The sequence below is a fragment of the Streptomyces sp. NPDC048604 genome (assembly GCF_043199435.1).
GTDB lineage: Bacteria > Actinomycetota > Actinomycetes > Streptomycetales > Streptomycetaceae > Streptomyces.
Window position 1 is genome coordinate 54,131 of the sequence record NZ_JBICVX010000024.1, and the last position, 14,805, is coordinate 68,935.

Sequence of the window (14,805 nt, forward strand, 5' to 3'; positions counted from 1 at the left end):
CCCGCCCCCGCTTTTATCCCCGCGGGGGGGGGGGGGGCCCCGCCGGGGGGGGGGGCCCCCCCGCCCCCTGCTCACCGGTCCGGGCTAGGTGATCTTGACCGGATTGACGATGTCGGCGACGAGCACGAGCAGGGTGAAGCAGACGAAGACGCCCGCCACCACGTACGCCACCGGCATCAGCTTCGCCACGTCGAACGGACCGGGGTCGGGCCGCTTGAACAGGCGGGCGGTGTGCCGGCGGATCGACTCCCACAGGGCGCCGGCGATGTGGCCGCCGTCCAGCGGGAGCAGCGGCAGCATGTTGAACAGGAACAGCGAGATGTTGAACATGACCAGGACGGACAGCATCATCGACAGGATCCGCTCCGGCGGGGCCTCCACGGCCATGATCTCGCCGGAGATCCTGGCCGCGCCGACGACGCCGACCGGGGAGTCCTGCTTGCGCTCGCCGTCGCCGAAGGCCGCGTCCCACAGGTCGGGAATCTTGCTCGGCAGGGCGACCACCGACTCGACGCCCGACTGCATGAGGTCGGTCATCCGGTCGACGGACTGGCCGAAGGTGAGCGGCACCACCTCGGTCTGGGAGATGAAGCCCAGGTAGCCGGCCTTCACGGTGACCGGGGGCTGGACGACCTTGCCGTCCTCGTCCTTCTTCAGCACCGAGTTCTCGATGAGCGTCGGGTGCAGTTCGATCCGCTCGCCGCCGCGTTCGACGGTGAGGGTGGCGGGGCCGATGGTGTCGCGGATGCGCAGGGAGAGGGTGTTCCAGTCCTCGACCGGCTTCCCGTTGAAGGCGACGATCCTGTCGCCCTTGAGCAGGCCGGCCGCGTACGCGGGCGAGACCGGGTCGGTCTTGGCGCACTGCTCGCGCTGCTCGGCCTTCGGGTCCTGCTCGATGACGCACTTCTGGACGCCGGCGACCTTGGTGGTCTGCGTCATGTAGCCGAGGACCATCGAGCTGCCGAAGAAGACCACGGCGGCGAGGACCAGGTTCATGAACGGCCCGGCGAACATCACGATCACGCGCTTCCAGGGCCTGCGCGTGTAGAAGAGCCGGTTCTCGTCGCCGGGCTGGAGCTCCTCGAAGGACGCCTCGCGCGCGTCCTCGATCATGCTGCGCCACGGCGAGGTGGAGCGGGCCTCGATCTTCCCGTCCTTGCCGGGCGGGAACATGCCGATCATGCGGATGTAGCCGCCGGCCGGGATCGCCTTGATCCCGTACTCCGTCTCGCCCTTCTTCCGCGACCAGATGGTCGGGCCGAAGCCGACCATGTACTGCGGCACGCGGATGCCGAACAGTTTGGCCGTGGAGAGGTGGCCCAGCTCGTGCCACGCGATGGAGATGAGCAGCCCCAACGCGAACAGCACGATGCCGAGGACCGTCAGGAGTGTGGTCATGCGCGCGCCTCCACGATGGACTTCGCCGCCAGTTCACGGGCCCGGGCGCGGGCCCAGGTCTCCGCTTCGAGGACGTCCGACACGGTGAGCGAGGTTCCCGTGGGGACGCCGTGCTCCGAGACGACGGCGGTGACCGTGTCCATGATCCCGTTGAACGGCAGCCGGCCGTCCAGGAACGCGGCCACGCACTCCTCGTTCGCGGCATTGAACACCGCCGGGGCCGTTCCGCCCAGCTCGCCGACGTGCCGGGCGAGTCCGACGGACGGGAAGGCCTCGTTGTCCAGCGGGAAGAACTCCCAGGTGGAGGCCTTGGACCAGTCGAAGGCGGGGGCCGCGTCGGGCACCCGCTCGGGCCAGCCGATGCCGATGGCGATCGGGCCGCGCATGTCCGGCGGGGTGGCCTGGGCGAGCGTGGAGCCGTCGGTGAACTCGACCATGGAGTGCACGTACGACTGGGGGTGGACGACGACCTCGATGCGGTCGAAGGGGATGTCGTAGAGCAGGTGCGCCTCGATGACCTCCAGGCCCTTGTTGACCAGGGTGGCGCTGTTGATCGTGATGACCGGGCCCATGGCCCAGGTCGGGTGGGCGAGCGCGTCCTCGCGGGTGACGTGCGCGAGCTCGTCGCGGGTGCGGCCGCGGAACGGGCCGCCGGAGGCGGTGACGACCAGCTTGCGGACGTCGGCGCGGGTGCCGGCGGCGAGCGCCTGGAACAGTGCGGCGTGCTCGGAGTCGACGGGGATGATCTGGCCGGGCGCGGCCAGCGCCTTGACCAGCGGCCCGCCGACGATCAGTGACTCCTTGTTGGCCAGGGCGAGGGTGCGGCCCGCCTCCAGGGCGGCGAGGGTCGGGGCGAGGCCGATGGAGCCGGTGATGCCGTTGAGGACGGTGTGGCACGGCGACGCGGCCAGCTGGGTGGCGGCGTCCGGCCCGGCCAGGATCTCCGGCAGCGGCTCGGAGCAGTACCGCTCCTTCAGCGCCTCCGTCAGCGCGGGCACGGCCTCCTCGCGGGCGACGGCGACCGTCCCGGCCTTCAGCCGGTGCGCCTGCTCGGCGAGCAGCGCGACCCGGCTGCCGGAGGCCGCGAGCCCGGTGACGCGGAAGCGGTCGGGGTTGCGCAGGACGAGGTCGACGGCCTGGGTGCCGATGGATCCGGTCGCGCCGAGGACGACGATGTCCCGGCGGCCTTCGGACGGGTCGAAGGCGAGATGCGGGTCCGCGAGAGGAGAGGGGCGAGCGCTCATGCCCCCCATTCTTGCCCCATTCGCGGACCGCTCGTGTCTCAGGTCCGGGCAGTCCCCTCGAACTTCTTCCACTGGGCGTCGATCACCTCGGGCGGCACGCCCCCGATGTCCTTGGTGTCCGTGATCTCACCCCGGAAGGAGAGGGTGGTGGTGCCGGAGCGGACGACGGTGAGGTACTCGTACAGCTTCAGCGAGCCCTTGACGTCGAGAATCGTGAACTTGAACGCGACGGCCTCGTCGCCGAGCTTCGGCGCGGGCAGGGTCTCGACCTTGAGGTATTGGGCCTGGGCGACGGCCCGCTGCTCGGTGAAGCCGCCGGCGCACTGCTTGCCGGCGGTGTTCAGGTTCTTCAGCACGGTCGCCGCGCCCTGCGAGCCGTAGGCGCGCAGGGTGACGGCGACGGTGGTGCCGGTGAGCTCCTCCGGGACGTCGACCTTGCGGTGGACCTCGGCGGCCGGGTCCGGGTCGGCGACCTCCTTGGCGAGGCTGACCAGCGGCTGGCAGACGGCGGGGACGGCGTTGTACGCCTCGCCGAGCGGCGCGCCGAGGGTGTACTCGGAGACGGTGTACCGGCCGGCCTTCTCGCCGTCGGCGAGGGCGGCGGCCTTCAGCCGGTCCGCGGTGAGCGCGCCCGCGGTGTCGGGCGCGGCAGGGGCGCTCTCGCCGGGCGTGGGCTTGGACGTGGGCTTGGCCTTGTCGTCCCCGTCGGAGGCGTCGCCGCACCCGGCGAGCAGCAGCCCGCCGAGGAGAAAGGCGACGCCCGTCCTCATTCGCGTATGTGTCCCCGTGCGCGTATGTGTCCCCGTGCCGAACATGCCCTGCCCCTATCGGTGATGATCGTGACCCGCCCGATTATCGGCCATGGGCGGCGCCGAACACCTGATGGAATTCGGGGAAGGTCTTGCGCACGCATCCGGGGTCGTCGAAGGAGACGCCGGGGGTGCGCAGGGCGGTCACGGCGAAGGACATGACGATCCGGTGGTCGCCGTGGGTGGTGATCTCGACGGGCCCGGCGGGCGTGCCCGGGTGGATCTCGATCCAGTCCGGGCCGGTGTGCACGGTGATCCCCAGCCGGCGCAGGTTGTCGGCGCAGGCGTCGAGGCGGTCGCACTCCTTGACGCGGGTGTTGGCGACGTCCTCGATGCGGACCGGGCCGTCGGCGAACGGGGCGAGAGCGGCGAGGGTCGGCATGGTGTCGGAGATGTCGCGCATGTTGACGGTCAGTCCGCGCAGTGCGCCGGTGGAGCGGACGGTGGTGCCGTCGGCGGCCACGGTCACCTCGGCGCCCATGCGGCGCAGCACCTCGACGAACTGGAGATCGCCCTGGAGGGCGCCCTCGCCGAGGCCGGGGACGGTGACCTCGCCGCCGGGAAGGAGCGCGGCGGCGGCGAAGAAGTAGCTGGAGGTGGAGGCGTCGGGCTCGACGGCGTAGGTGGTGGCGGTGTAGCCGGTCGGCTCGACGGTGTACGTACGGCCCTCGGGGCCGTCTTCGCGGGTCACCCGGGCCCCGAAGGCGCGCATCATCGCGAGCGTGATCTCGACGTACGGCTCGGAGACCAGGTCCGTGACGGTGATGGCGAGGCCCTCGGCCGTGAGCGGGCCGAGCATGAGCAGGGCGGTGAGGTACTGGGAGGACTGCCCCGCGTCGAGGGTGAGCGCCCCGCCCTTGATGCCGCGGGCGGCGACGGTGAGCGGATGGTGGCCCTCGCGGTCCTCGTGCCGCAGGTCCACGCCGAGGGTGCGCAGGGCGGTCGTCAGGGGGCCGAGGGGGCGGCGGCGCATCTGGGCGGAGGCGTCGAAGCGGTACGTGCCGTGGCCGGCGGCGGCGAGGGTGGGCAGGAAGCGGGCCGTGGTGGCGCCGTCGCGGCAGTAGACGTCGGCGGAGTCCCGGCCGGGGCCCTCGGGGCGGCCCGTGATGTGCCAGGCGTCCGCCTCCTGCCGCACCTCGTACCCCAGGGCCTTCAGCCCCTCGGCGAACCCCTCGGTGTCGTCGGACCGCAGCGGCTTGACCAGCGTGGTGGTCCCGCGGGCGGCGGCGGCGAGGAAGAGGGCGCGGGCGGTGACGGACTTGGAGCCGGGGATGTCGATGACGGTCACGGCTGCCATCCTGCCGTCCCCGGCCCGCCCCTTGCGCCCCGTTCCGCATACCGGACCCCACCTCCGTCATGTCGCCCGCTCCCCGCGGCCGGGGCCCGCCTCGGCGTCAGGGGATTTTGCGGTGGAGGGATTCGGTGGGGGTCGGGTCCGTGATCCAGGGGGCGTTGCCGGACTGGTCGATGATGCCGGCCTCCAGCCAGGCGTAGTCGCCCGCCAGAACGCCGTCCACCAATCGGCGGTCCGTCTCGTCCGTGTTGGACCACAGGCGGCCGAACAACTCCTCGACGCGGAGCCGCGACTGCCGGCAGAACGCGTCGGCGAGCCGGTACGCCTCGCGGCCGTGGTCGCCGGTGGCCCGCAGGTGCTCGGCCCGCACGCACGCCGCGCTCATCGCGAACAGCTCCGCGCCGATGTCGACGATCCGGCCGAGGAACGCCTGCTTGGTCTCCATCCGCCCCTGCCACCGCGACATCGCGTAGAACGTCGAGCGGGCGAGCTTGCGCGAGGTGCGCTCGACGTACCGCACGTGCGGCGCGAGGTCGCCGAACTCCGCGTACGCGCCCGGCACCTGCCCCGGCCCGGCGACCAGCTTCGGCAGCCAGCGGGCGTAGAAGCCGCCCGCCTTCGCGCCGGCCCGCGCCTTGTCGGAGAGCGACTTCTCGGGGTCGATGAGGTCGCCGGCGACCGCGAGGTGCGCGTCCACGGCCTCGCGGGCGATCAGCAGGTGCATGATCTCCGTCGAGCCCTCGAAGATCCGGTTGATCCGCAGGTCCCGCAGCACCTGCTCGGCCGGCACAGCGCGTTCGCCGCGCGCCGCGAGCGAGTCGGCCGTCTCGTAGCCGCGCCCGCCGCGGATCTGGACCAGTTCGTCCGCCATCAGCCACGCCATCTCGGAGCCGTACAGCTTCGCGAGCGCCGCCTCGATGCGGATGTCGTTGCGGTCCTCGTCGGCCATCTGGGACGCGAGGTCGACCATCGCCTCCAGCGCGAAGGTGGTCGCGGCGATGAAGGAGATCTTCACCCCGACCGCCTCGTGCCGGGCGACCGGCCGCCCCCACTGCTCCCGTACCGCCGACCACTCGCGCGCGATCTTCAGGCACCACTTGCCGGCCCCGACGCACGCCGCGGGCAGGGACAGCCGACCCGTGTTGAGCGTCGTCAGCGCGATCTTGAGGCCCGCGCCCTCGGGGCCGATCCGGTTCGCCGCGGGCACGCGGACGCCGTGGAACCGGGTCACGCCGTTCTCCAGACCGCGCAGGCCCATGAACGCGTTGCGGTGCTCGACCGTGATCCCGGGCGAGTCCGCCTCGACCACGAAGGCGGTGATCCCGCCCCGGTGGCCTTCCGACTGCGGCACGCGCGCCATGACGACGAGCAGGTCGGCGACCACGCCGTTGGTGGTCCACAGCTTCACGCCGTCGAGCACGTACGCGTCCCCGTCCGGCACCGCCGTCGTCGCGAGCCGCGCCGGGTCGGAGCCGACGTCCGGCTCGGTGAGCAGGAACGCCGAGATGTCGCTGCGGGCCAGCCGGGGCAGGAAGGCGTCCTTCTGCTCCTGCGTGCCGAACAGCTTCAGCGGCTGCGGCACCCCGATCGACTGGTGCGCCGAGAGCAGCGCGCCGAGCGCCGGGCTGACGGAGCCCACGAGGGCGAGGGCCTTGTTGTAGTACACCTGGGTGAGGCCGAGCCCGCCGTACTTGGGGTCGATCTTCATGCCGAGCGCGCCGAGTTCCTTCAACCCGGTGACGACCTCGTCGGGCACGCGGGCCTCGCGCTCGATGAGCGCCCCGTCGACGCGGGTCTCGCAGAACTCCTTCAGCCGGGCCAGGAACGCCTCGCCGCGCCGCACGTCCTCGTCCGCGGGCAGCGGATGGGGGTGGACGAGGTCGAGGCGGAAGCGGCCGAGGAAAAGCTCCTTGGCGAAGCTGGGCTTGCGCCAGTCCTGCTCGCGCGCCGCCTCGGCGACCTGTCGCGCTTCTCGTTCGGTGACTTTGGGCCGCTGGGTGGGTGCGGTCATGAGGAACTCACCTCGCCGCTCGTCGGGGGCTTGTGGGGCTTGTGGCTACTCGTCCGTCGTACCCGATTTCCGGTGGTTCGGAAAGACGGGAGGACGGGAGAGCGGCCTGGAGCCCCGGGGCGGTGAGGGTCGGTGAGGGCGGCGCGGAGTGGCCGGGTGCGCTACTTCCACTCGTAGAGCTTGGCGGCGGCCTTGCCGTCGGCGGCCACATGGAACTCGAAGAGCGCGGCAATGCCAGTGAGCTGGGCGAAGCGCGGGGCGGCGGTCTCGAAGTAGAGGGCGCCGCGCCAGTCGATCCCTCCGTCGTCGCCGAAGTGGCCGACGCCGGAGCCGTGCCAGGTGACGATCTCGCCCTCCTTGGTGATCGAGAAGCCCTGGCCCTCGCCCCATTGCGTGCCGTCGGGGCGGACGACCGTCTCGTAGGTGCCCATGTCGTCGATCTCGACGCCGAGCAGGGTGCCCTTGGACTCGAACGACGCTTCCGTGATGGGGTGGCCGCCGTCGGTGGACAGCACCCGGACCCCCGTGACCTGGCCCTTTTCCTCGCCTATCTGGTCGCCGAGCATGATGGGACTCCTCCTTCGACTCGACAGGTGACTCCTCTTCTTCCGGACTACGCCGGACGGGGGATGCCGTCAAACGGAGGGCGGGCCGGAGCGGGCGGGAACACGAGAAGACGGCCGGAGCCCCCGCACAGTGGGCTCCGGCCGTCGGTCTCGGTGGTACGCGCCGGCTGTTACAGCGCCAGGCCGGTGAGGACCAGGACGCGCTCGTAGGTGTAGTCGTCCATCGCGTACTTGACGCCCTCGCGGCCCACGCCGGACTTCTTGGCGCCGCCGTACGGCATCTGGTCGGCGCGGTAGGACGGGACGTCGCCGATGATCACGCCGCCGACCTCGAGCGCGCGGTGGGCGCGGAAGGCGGCCTGCAGGTCGTGGGTGAAGACGCCGGCCTGGAGGCCGAAGTCCGAGTCGTTGACCGCGGCGAACGCCTCGGCCTCGCCGTCGACCTTGGCGACGGTCAGCACCGGGCCGAAGACCTCGGCGCGGGCCAGGGTGACGTCGGCCGGCAGGTCGGCCAGGACGGTCGGGGCGTACGAGGCGCCGTCCCGCTTGCCGCCGGCGAGCAGCTTCGCGCCGGCCGCGACGGCCTCGTCCACCCAGGACTCGACGCGCTTGGCGGCGTTCTCGTCGACCAGCGGGCCGACGTCGGTGGCGTCGTCCGTCGGGTCGCCGGTGACCTGCGCCTCGACGGCCGCGACGATCTTCGGCAGCAGCCGGTCGTACACGGCGGCGTCGGCGATCACGCGCTGCACGGAGATGCAGGACTGGCCGCCCTGGTAGTTGGAGAAGGTGGCGATGCGGGTCGCCGCCCAGTCCAGGTCGGCCTCGGAGGCCCAGTCGCCGAGGACGACGGCCGCGGCGTTGCCGCCGAGCTCCAGGGTGCAGTGCTTGTGCGGCACGGACTCCTGGATGGCGTAGCCGACCTTGTCGGAGCCGGTGAAGGAGATGACGGGGAGGCGCTCGTCCTGGACGAGGGCGGGCATCCGGTCGTTCGGCACGGTCAGGACGGACCAGGAGCCGGCCGGCAGGTCGGTCTCGGCCAGGATCTCGCCCAGGATGAGGGAGGAGATCGGGGTGGCCGGGGCCGGCTTGAGGATGATCGGGGCGCCGACGGCGATGGCCGGGGCGACCTTGTGGGCGCTGAGGTTCAGCGGGAAGTTGAACGGCGCGATGCCGAGGACGACGCCCTTGGGGATCCGGCGGGTGAGGGCCAGCCGGCCGACGCCGCCGGCGTCGGTGTCGAGGCGCTGCGCCTCGCCGCTGTTGAAGCGGCGGGCCTCCTCGGCGGCCCAGCGGAACACGGAGACGGCGCGGCCGACCTCGCCGCGGGCCCACTTGATGGGCTTGCCGTTCTCGGCGGAGATCAGCTGGGCGATCTCCTCGGTGCGCTCGACGAGCCGCTTCGACACGTGGTCCAGGGCGGCGGCGCGGACGTGCGCCGGGGTGGCGGCGAACTCGTCCACGACGGCGTGGGCCGCGGCGACAGCCTCCTCGACCTGGGCCTCGGTGGGCACGCTGACCTTGCCGACGAGCCGGCCGTCCCAGGAGGACGTGACGTCGAAGGCGGTCTCGCCGGTGGCCTCGCGGCCGGCGAGCCAGAAGGCGTGGGTGGCAGTCATTGCGGGCCCGGCCCTTTCGTGTGCGGTCGTCGCGGGAGGGGAGGCTCCCACTTGTCGTTCCTCACGTTAGGGCCGAGCACGCGCCCGGCGGTTTGTCCGGGATGGAGTGGTGGCGTCGCAGGGCTGTCCGGTTTGGCCGAAGCCGGGGCGCCACCTGGGGCCTCTGCCTCCGCGCTCCGTCAGCCTCCGCGCTGCGTCAGCCCCTGTGCTCCGTCATCCCAGCGTTCCGTCAGCCTCTGCGTTCGGTCGAGACGATCAGGCCCACGCCCAGGACGACGATCGCGCCGCCGAGGACGATCGGCAGGGTCAGCGCCTCGCCCAGGATCAGCGCGCCGAGCAGTACGGCGACGACCGGGTTGACGTACGCGTACGTGGCGACCAGCGACAGCGGGGCGGTCTGGAGCAGCCAGGCGTACGCGGTGAAGGCGATGAGCGAGCCGAAGACGACGAGGTAGGCCCAGGCGACCCAGGAGCGGGTGGAGACGTCGCCGAGGTCGAGGCCGTGCTGCTCGCCGCGGATCACGCCGAGCGCCGCGCAGGCGAGACCGCCGGCCAGCATCTCGTACGCGCTGGCCGTGAACGGGTTCTTCGGCATCGGGAGCCGCGAGGACGAGAACGAGCCGGTGGACCACATCAGCGTGGCGCAGATGACCAGGAGCACGCCGCCCATGTGGACGGCCCCGGTCAGCCCGGGCAGCGTCAGGACGGCGAGCCCGGCGAGGCCGAGCAGCACGCCGGCCAGCCCGCCGAGGGTGGGCCGCTCGCCGAAGCAGGCCTTGAGGAGGACGACCCACGCGGGCACCACGGCGATGAGGAGCGCGGCGAGGCCGGAGGCGATGGAGGTCTCGGCGAGCACGACGAGCCCGTTGCCGCCGAGCAGCAGCAGTACGCCGACCAGCGCGGCGGAGCCGAGCTGCCGCCGGTCCGTCTTCAGCGCGCCCAGCCCCTGACGCCAGGCGATGATCGCGGCGAGCAACAGCCCGGCGACGACGAACCGGGCGCCGGCGGACAGGAACGGCGGCATGGTCTCGACGACCACCCGGATGCCGAGGTACGTCGAACCCCAGACGACGTACACGATGGCGAGCGCCGCCCATATCGCGCCGGTGATCCGCCGGCGGGCGGGGGCGGGGATGGGGACGGAGGCGGCGGCGGTGGGGGACGAGGGGGGTGGCGGGACCTCGGAGGCCGGTTCGGCGGCAGGGCTTGTCATGAGCAGGAGCGTAGAGACGCCTGACACGAAAGGCCAAGAATTTTGCCCGAGTTCGGGCAGCGCACGCGGATTTCGGACGCGCTACGCCGTCCCGCCGTCCTCGCCGGTCGCCTTCAGCGCCAGCCACAGCTCCATCCGGACGTCCGGATCGTCGAGGGAGCGGCCGAGGATCTCCTCGACCCGGCGCATCCGGTAGCGCAGCGTGTGCCGGTGGACGCCCAGGTCCGCGGCCGCCGCGTCCCACTGGCCGTGCCGGGACAGCCAGGCCCGCAGCGAGGCGACCAGATCGCCGCGGCCGGTCGCGTCGTGCTCCCGCAGCGCGCGCAGCAGCCCGTCGGCGAAGGCCCGCACCGCGTCGTCGGCGAGCAGCGGCAGCACCGAGCCGGCGGCCAGGTCCTCGTGCTCGACCAGGGCGCGGCCGCGCCGCCGGGCCACCGACAGGGACTGCTCGGCCTGCTTGTACGCGGCGTTCGCCGCGATCGGCCCGGTCGGGGCCGACAGCCCGACGACGAGCCCGGCCTCCTCGGCCTCCCGCTCCGCGTACCCCTCGCAGGCCGCGACGACGGCCCCGCCGTCGCCCGCCAGCACCACCAGCCGCTCGTCGCCCTCCGGCACCACGAGCACCGCCTCGCCCGCCCGCGCCGCCGCCGACTCCAGGGCCTCGGCGAGCACGGGCAGCGGCGGCTCCCCGTCCCGCTCCCCCACCCCGGGACCGTTGCCCGCCGGCTCGGCGATCAGCAGCCGGAACGGGGCGTCGAGCAGCCCGCCGTACAGGTCGCCGGCCACCGCGCGGGCGTGGTCGGGCTGGCCCGAGAGCAGCATCCGCAGCACCGCCGCGCCCAGCCGCTGCTCGGCCTCCTGCAGCGAGCGCGAACGCTCCGTCGTCAGGGTGAGCAGGGCGATCGCCGAGTGCACCGCGTACCGCTCGGCCGTGCCCAGCGGCGCGCCCGTGCCGACCGCGAGGGCCCCGCGCACCCGCCGCCCGGTGCCGAGGGACTGCAGCTCGACCCGGTCGTCGGTGCCGCCGACCACCGCGCTCGCCGGAGCGGGCCGCTCCCGCAGCCGCTCCACGTCCGCGTTCAGCCGGGCGGCCCGGCGCGCCGCCCAGTCAGGCGCGACCGCGAGCACGGCGCCGGAGGCGTCGTACAGCGCCGCCCAGCCGTCCACATGCGCGGCCAGCCGGGCGACCACCGCGTCCGGGCCCTCGGCGAGCGCCGCCCGGGTCAGCTCGCGCTGCGCCTCGAAACCGGCCGTCACCGCGCGGTACTGGTCGGCCGCGATGGCCGCCGACACGGCCTTGCTGATCGCCAGGAAGGGTGTGCGGCGCGGCACTTCGAGCAGCGGCAGGCCCTCCTCGCGGGCCGCGTCGACCAGCGCCTGCGGGATGTCCTCGTAGTTCACGCCGATCGCGAAGCCGAGTCCGACCACGCCCGCGCCGAGCAGCCGGCGCACGTACCGCCGGGTCGCCTCGGGGTCCTGCGCGTCCAGGGTCAGCGCGGTGGTGAGCAGCAGTTCGCCGCCCTCCATGTACGGGACGGGGTCGGCCAGCTCGCTGACGTGCGCCCAGCGCACGGGCGTGTCGAGCCTGTCCTCTCCGGCGCGGACCGTGAGCTTGAGGGCGGAGTGCTGGACGAGGGACGCGAGGGTGGGCGGCATGGGCCGTATCGGACCTTAGGGCGGAGGACCGCCCGGACAGGGGAGTGACCGGGCAGCGGGCGGGCGCCGCTCCGGGGAACGGCGCCCCCCGATTCTGCCAGGGTGCCCGGCCCGCCGCGCCAGGTCCCGGACACCCGCGCGGCGCGCGTACGGCCGTACGGTCGGCCGCGCGGGTGTCCGTACGGCCGTACGGTCAGTCGCGCAGGTCCACCAGGAGCGGCGGCGTGCTCTCGCCCCGCACGTGGGTCAGGGAGAGCACCGCGTGCCCGGCCGGCACCTCGTGCGCCAGCTCGGAGGCGGACCAGCGCTCCCGCTCCACCTCGCGCACGGTCACCGCGTCGGTCGTCACCGCCTTGCCGGTGACCATCTTCCGCACGGCGTGCAGCGCGCGGGTCATCGGCTGGTCGGCGAAGACCGTGTGGTGGGCCACCTCGGTGGTCTCGACCCGCTCCGTGCCCCACGCCTCGGCGAACGCCCGGCCGTCCCAGGTGGTGACGCCGGAGAACGCCATCCGGCAGCCGACCGCCGCGAGCAGCTGCCCGTGCAGCGCCTCGGGCACCTCGGCGAGGCTGCGCAGCGCGAGCACCGCGCCGGCGTTCTGCGGGCGCAGCCGCGCCAGGGCGCGGACGGTGCCCGGGGTGAGCGCGCCGGCCGCGTCGTCGAGGACCAGGCAGACGAAGTGCCGGCGGGCGGTGTCGGCGCGGGCGACCGTCTGGAACTGGGCGAGCAGCAGCCGGGCGAGCAGCCGGGAGGTCTCCTCGTGCCCGCCCTCGGGCAGCGCGATCCGCACCCGCAGCGGGTGCGAGCCGACGGAGCGCAGCGAGAACGGCCGTACGCCGCCGGCGCCGCCGCCGAAGAATTCCGCGAACGCGGGCCGGTCGAGCGAGGCGAGCCGGTCGGCGAGCGCGGGGCCGACGTCGGCGGCGGTGCCGACCTGGCGGATCCGGGACTCCAGCTCCCGGCGCATGCCGGACGCCGCGTCCTGCGGCAGCCGGTCGAGCAGCGCCTGCAGCGTCTCCGGGCGGGCCTCCAGGAGCTCGCGCAGCGCCGGAACGGTCGGGAACGCGCCGTGCGCCTCCCGGTACGGGCCGATCAGCTGGGCCAGCGCGGTGGCGGCGCGCCGGGTCTCGACGCCCTCGACGTCCCCGACCAGGCCCTCGGCCAGGAGCGCGGCGGCCTCGTCGGGATCGGCGGCCCCCGCGTACAGGTCGAGGTCGTGGCGGGAGGCCGGGTCGCCGAGCCGGATCACGACGTCGTACGCGTCGTCCGGGCCGAGCGGCGCCCCGGGCGCGCCGACGGCGACGACGGCGCAGGCCCCGGTGAGCGCCTGCAGGGTGAGCGCCTCGACGACCGGGGCGGTCAGCCTGCGGGTCTTGCCCGCGCCGGACGGGCCGACGGCGAGCAGCGAGGTGCCGAGGAGCCCGGGATCGAGGGCGAGCCCGGCCCCGGTGTAGGCGTGCGGGGTGCGCTCGGCGGCGGCGTACCGGCCGATACGGACCTGGCCGACGAACAGGTCGTGCTCGGCGGAGCGGCGCGGCAGGTCGCGGCCGCCGGAGGGGTGCAGCGCCGCGGCGGCGCCCCGGTCGGCGACCGCGTCGGTGAAGGAGGCCCGGCGGCGGGCGTCGCCGCGGGCGAGGGTCCAGGCGCGGCGGACCCGGGCGCAGTCCACGTCGTTCATCCGTCCGGCGCGGACCTCGTCGGCGAGCCGTTCGGCGGCCCGCTGCTCGCCGGCGGCGCGCAGTTCGGGCCACTGCGAGGCGGGGGCCTGCGCGGCGGCGGCCGCGGGGCGGGCGGGGCGCGGGGAACGGCTGCGCCAGGCCCGTACGAGCGCGGCCCAGCCACCGGCCCGGGCGAACGGCCAGACGACGGCGGCGGTGATCAGCGCGTACAGGGGGTACACGAGGAACGGCGAGCTGAGCACGGTGTAGCCGCCGCCCACGAGCACGACCAGGGCGAGCACGGGCTGGGCGATCGGCAGCGGGTCCCAGCCGACGCCGAAGGCGTCCGGCCAGACGAAGACCAGCGCCGCCAGCGCGCCGGCCGCGGCGAGCCCGGCGCGGGTGCCGGGGCCGAAGCGGTCCAGGTAGTGGTGGACCACCTTGCCCCAGGAGCCGAGGCGGGCGACGGCGTACGCGATCAGCAGGAAGATCACGCCGCTGTAGACGACGTGGGCCTCCGCGCCGCGCCAGTCGCGGGGGGAGGTGGTGCCGGTGTGCCACCACTCGACGGGGGTGAGGGTCTGGAGCGGGACCCAGAGGTACGGGACGGTGCCGCGCCGCCACGCGGACCACAGGATGAGGCCGACGACCAGCGGGATCAGCAGTCCGGCGACGGTGATCGGCGCGAGCCGGGCGGGCTCGCGCAGCGGCGGCTCGACGTGGCGGAACCGCCAGATTCCGAGCCCGGCCTTCGGCCGCGGCGCGTCCAGCCACACGGCGACGGCCGCGCCTGCTGGCGCCTCGGGGGCCCGGGCCGGCCTGGGCGGGGCGCCCGGCGCGGCGCTCGGCGCGCTCGCGGGCACGGGCGGGGCCTGGGGCGGCAGCTCGGGCACGGCCGGGGCCTGGGGCGGCTGGGCGTCGGATACGGGCGGGGCCTGGGCCGGTACGTGATCGGGCACGGGCGGGGCCTGGGCCGGTACCGGCGGGGGTGTCTGGGGCCGGTTCCCGGGGGCCGGGGACGCCTCGTCCCGCGTGCCCCGGGCCTCGTACGTGCCGTCCGTCTCCATCGCTACCGCTTCCCCCTGACCAGCCAGGCCGCACCGCACCGCGCCACACCGCATCTGTCCGTCCGTCAATCTAGTGCCCCGGCAGGGGAGGTTCACCGTTCTGCGGACGCGTCTCGCGACCCGGCCGGACCGCGCCCCGCACAATGGAGGCCGGCCCGCCCCGTGCACCCCGCCCTGTCCGCTTCGGACAACCGGACACCCCCAACACTCCCGATCGGCGCATGCCCGCCCCCCGCCCGCCCGCCTAGCCTGCGGAAGAAACCCGCACAGTGC

10 protein-coding genes are annotated in these 14,805 nt (G+C 74.0%); all 10 read right to left on the reverse strand.

What is annotated here, in order from left to right:
- Nucleotides 1–84 precede the first annotated feature (84 nt).
- Complete coding sequence (locus ACGFMM_RS33775; RefSeq protein ID WP_393650322.1) at nucleotides 85–1,398, reverse strand: M50 family metallopeptidase; 1,314 nt, start codon at nucleotides 1,396–1,398, stop codon at nucleotides 85–87.
- Nucleotides 1,395–2,642 (reverse strand): 1-deoxy-D-xylulose-5-phosphate reductoisomerase, encoded by a 1,248-nt coding sequence (dxr, locus tag ACGFMM_RS33780; RefSeq protein WP_393650323.1) that lies wholly within the window; start codon nucleotides 2,640–2,642, stop codon nucleotides 1,395–1,397. The genes ACGFMM_RS33775 and dxr overlap by 4 nt, the downstream gene beginning before the upstream one ends.
- 38 nt (nucleotides 2,643–2,680) lie before the next feature.
- Nucleotides 2,681–3,412: a hypothetical protein gene (locus tag ACGFMM_RS33785; protein ID WP_393650324.1), complete on the reverse strand. Its 732-nt coding sequence runs from the start codon at nucleotides 3,410–3,412 to the stop codon at nucleotides 2,681–2,683.
- Nucleotides 3,413–3,494: 82 nt separating this feature from the next.
- A complete protein-coding gene (gene aroA, locus ACGFMM_RS33790) occupies nucleotides 3,495–4,739 on the reverse strand; it encodes a 3-phosphoshikimate 1-carboxyvinyltransferase (RefSeq protein WP_393650325.1) in 1,245 nt (414 codons plus the stop codon).
- A 106-nt stretch (nucleotides 4,740–4,845) separates the two neighbouring features.
- The gene (locus ACGFMM_RS33795) at nucleotides 4,846–6,756 is read right to left on the reverse strand and encodes an acyl-CoA dehydrogenase family protein (protein ID WP_393650326.1); all 1,911 of its coding nucleotides are present in this window, start codon (nucleotides 6,754–6,756) and stop codon (nucleotides 4,846–4,848) included.
- A 161-nt stretch (nucleotides 6,757–6,917) separates the two neighbouring features.
- Nucleotides 6,918–7,322 carry a hypothetical protein gene (locus tag ACGFMM_RS33800; RefSeq protein WP_393650327.1) on the reverse strand — a complete coding sequence of 135 codons (405 nt, stop codon included), beginning with the start codon at nucleotides 7,320–7,322 and terminating at the stop codon, nucleotides 6,918–6,920.
- Between the two features lie 170 nt (nucleotides 7,323–7,492).
- Complete coding sequence (locus tag ACGFMM_RS33805) at nucleotides 7,493–8,938, reverse strand: aldehyde dehydrogenase family protein (RefSeq protein ID WP_393650328.1); 1,446 nt, start codon at nucleotides 8,936–8,938, stop codon at nucleotides 7,493–7,495.
- Nucleotides 8,939–9,167: 229 nt separating this feature from the next.
- On the reverse strand, nucleotides 9,168–10,151 hold the full coding sequence (locus ACGFMM_RS33810) for an EamA family transporter (protein WP_393650329.1): 984 nt from the start codon (nucleotides 10,149–10,151) through the stop codon (nucleotides 9,168–9,170).
- A gap of 81 nt (nucleotides 10,152–10,232) precedes the next feature.
- Nucleotides 10,233–11,807 carry a PucR family transcriptional regulator gene (locus ACGFMM_RS33815; RefSeq protein WP_393650330.1) on the reverse strand — a complete coding sequence of 525 codons (1,575 nt, stop codon included), beginning with the start codon at nucleotides 11,805–11,807 and terminating at the stop codon, nucleotides 10,233–10,235.
- A gap of 193 nt (nucleotides 11,808–12,000) precedes the next feature.
- Nucleotides 12,001–14,532: an ATP/GTP-binding protein gene (locus ACGFMM_RS33820; protein ID WP_393650331.1), complete on the reverse strand. Its 2,532-nt coding sequence runs from the start codon at nucleotides 14,530–14,532 to the stop codon at nucleotides 12,001–12,003.
- Nucleotides 14,533–14,805: the final 273 nt, after the last annotated feature.

What these genes read in the sequence shown, in the direction of transcription:
- ACGFMM_RS33785 (WP_393650324.1), bottom strand. Translation starts at nt 3,412, where the DNA reads ATGAGGACGGGCGTCGCCTTTCTCCTCGGCGGGCTGCTGCTCGCCGGG.
- ACGFMM_RS33810 (WP_393650329.1), bottom strand. Translation starts at nt 10,151, where the DNA reads ATGACAAGCCCTGCCGCCGAACCGGCCTCCGAGGTCCCGCCACCCCCC.
- ACGFMM_RS33805 (WP_393650328.1), bottom strand. Translation starts at nt 8,938, where the DNA reads ATGACTGCCACCCACGCCTTCTGGCTCGCCGGCCGCGAGGCCACCGGC.
- ACGFMM_RS33800 (WP_393650327.1), bottom strand. Translation starts at nt 7,322, where the DNA reads ATGCTCGGCGACCAGATAGGCGAGGAAAAGGGCCAGGTCACGGGGGTC.
- ACGFMM_RS33815 (WP_393650330.1), bottom strand. Translation starts at nt 11,807, where the DNA reads ATGCCGCCCACCCTCGCGTCCCTCGTCCAGCACTCCGCCCTCAAGCTC.
- ACGFMM_RS33775 (WP_393650322.1), bottom strand. Translation starts at nt 1,398, where the DNA reads ATGACCACACTCCTGACGGTCCTCGGCATCGTGCTGTTCGCGTTGGGG.
- ACGFMM_RS33795 (WP_393650326.1), bottom strand. Translation starts at nt 6,756, where the DNA reads ATGACCGCACCCACCCAGCGGCCCAAAGTCACCGAACGAGAAGCGCGA.
- dxr (WP_393650323.1), bottom strand. Translation starts at nt 2,642, where the DNA reads ATGAGCGCTCGCCCCTCTCCTCTCGCGGACCCGCATCTCGCCTTCGAC.
- ACGFMM_RS33820 (WP_393650331.1), bottom strand. Translation starts at nt 14,532, where the DNA reads ATGGAGACGGACGGCACGTACGAGGCCCGGGGCACGCGGGACGAGGCG.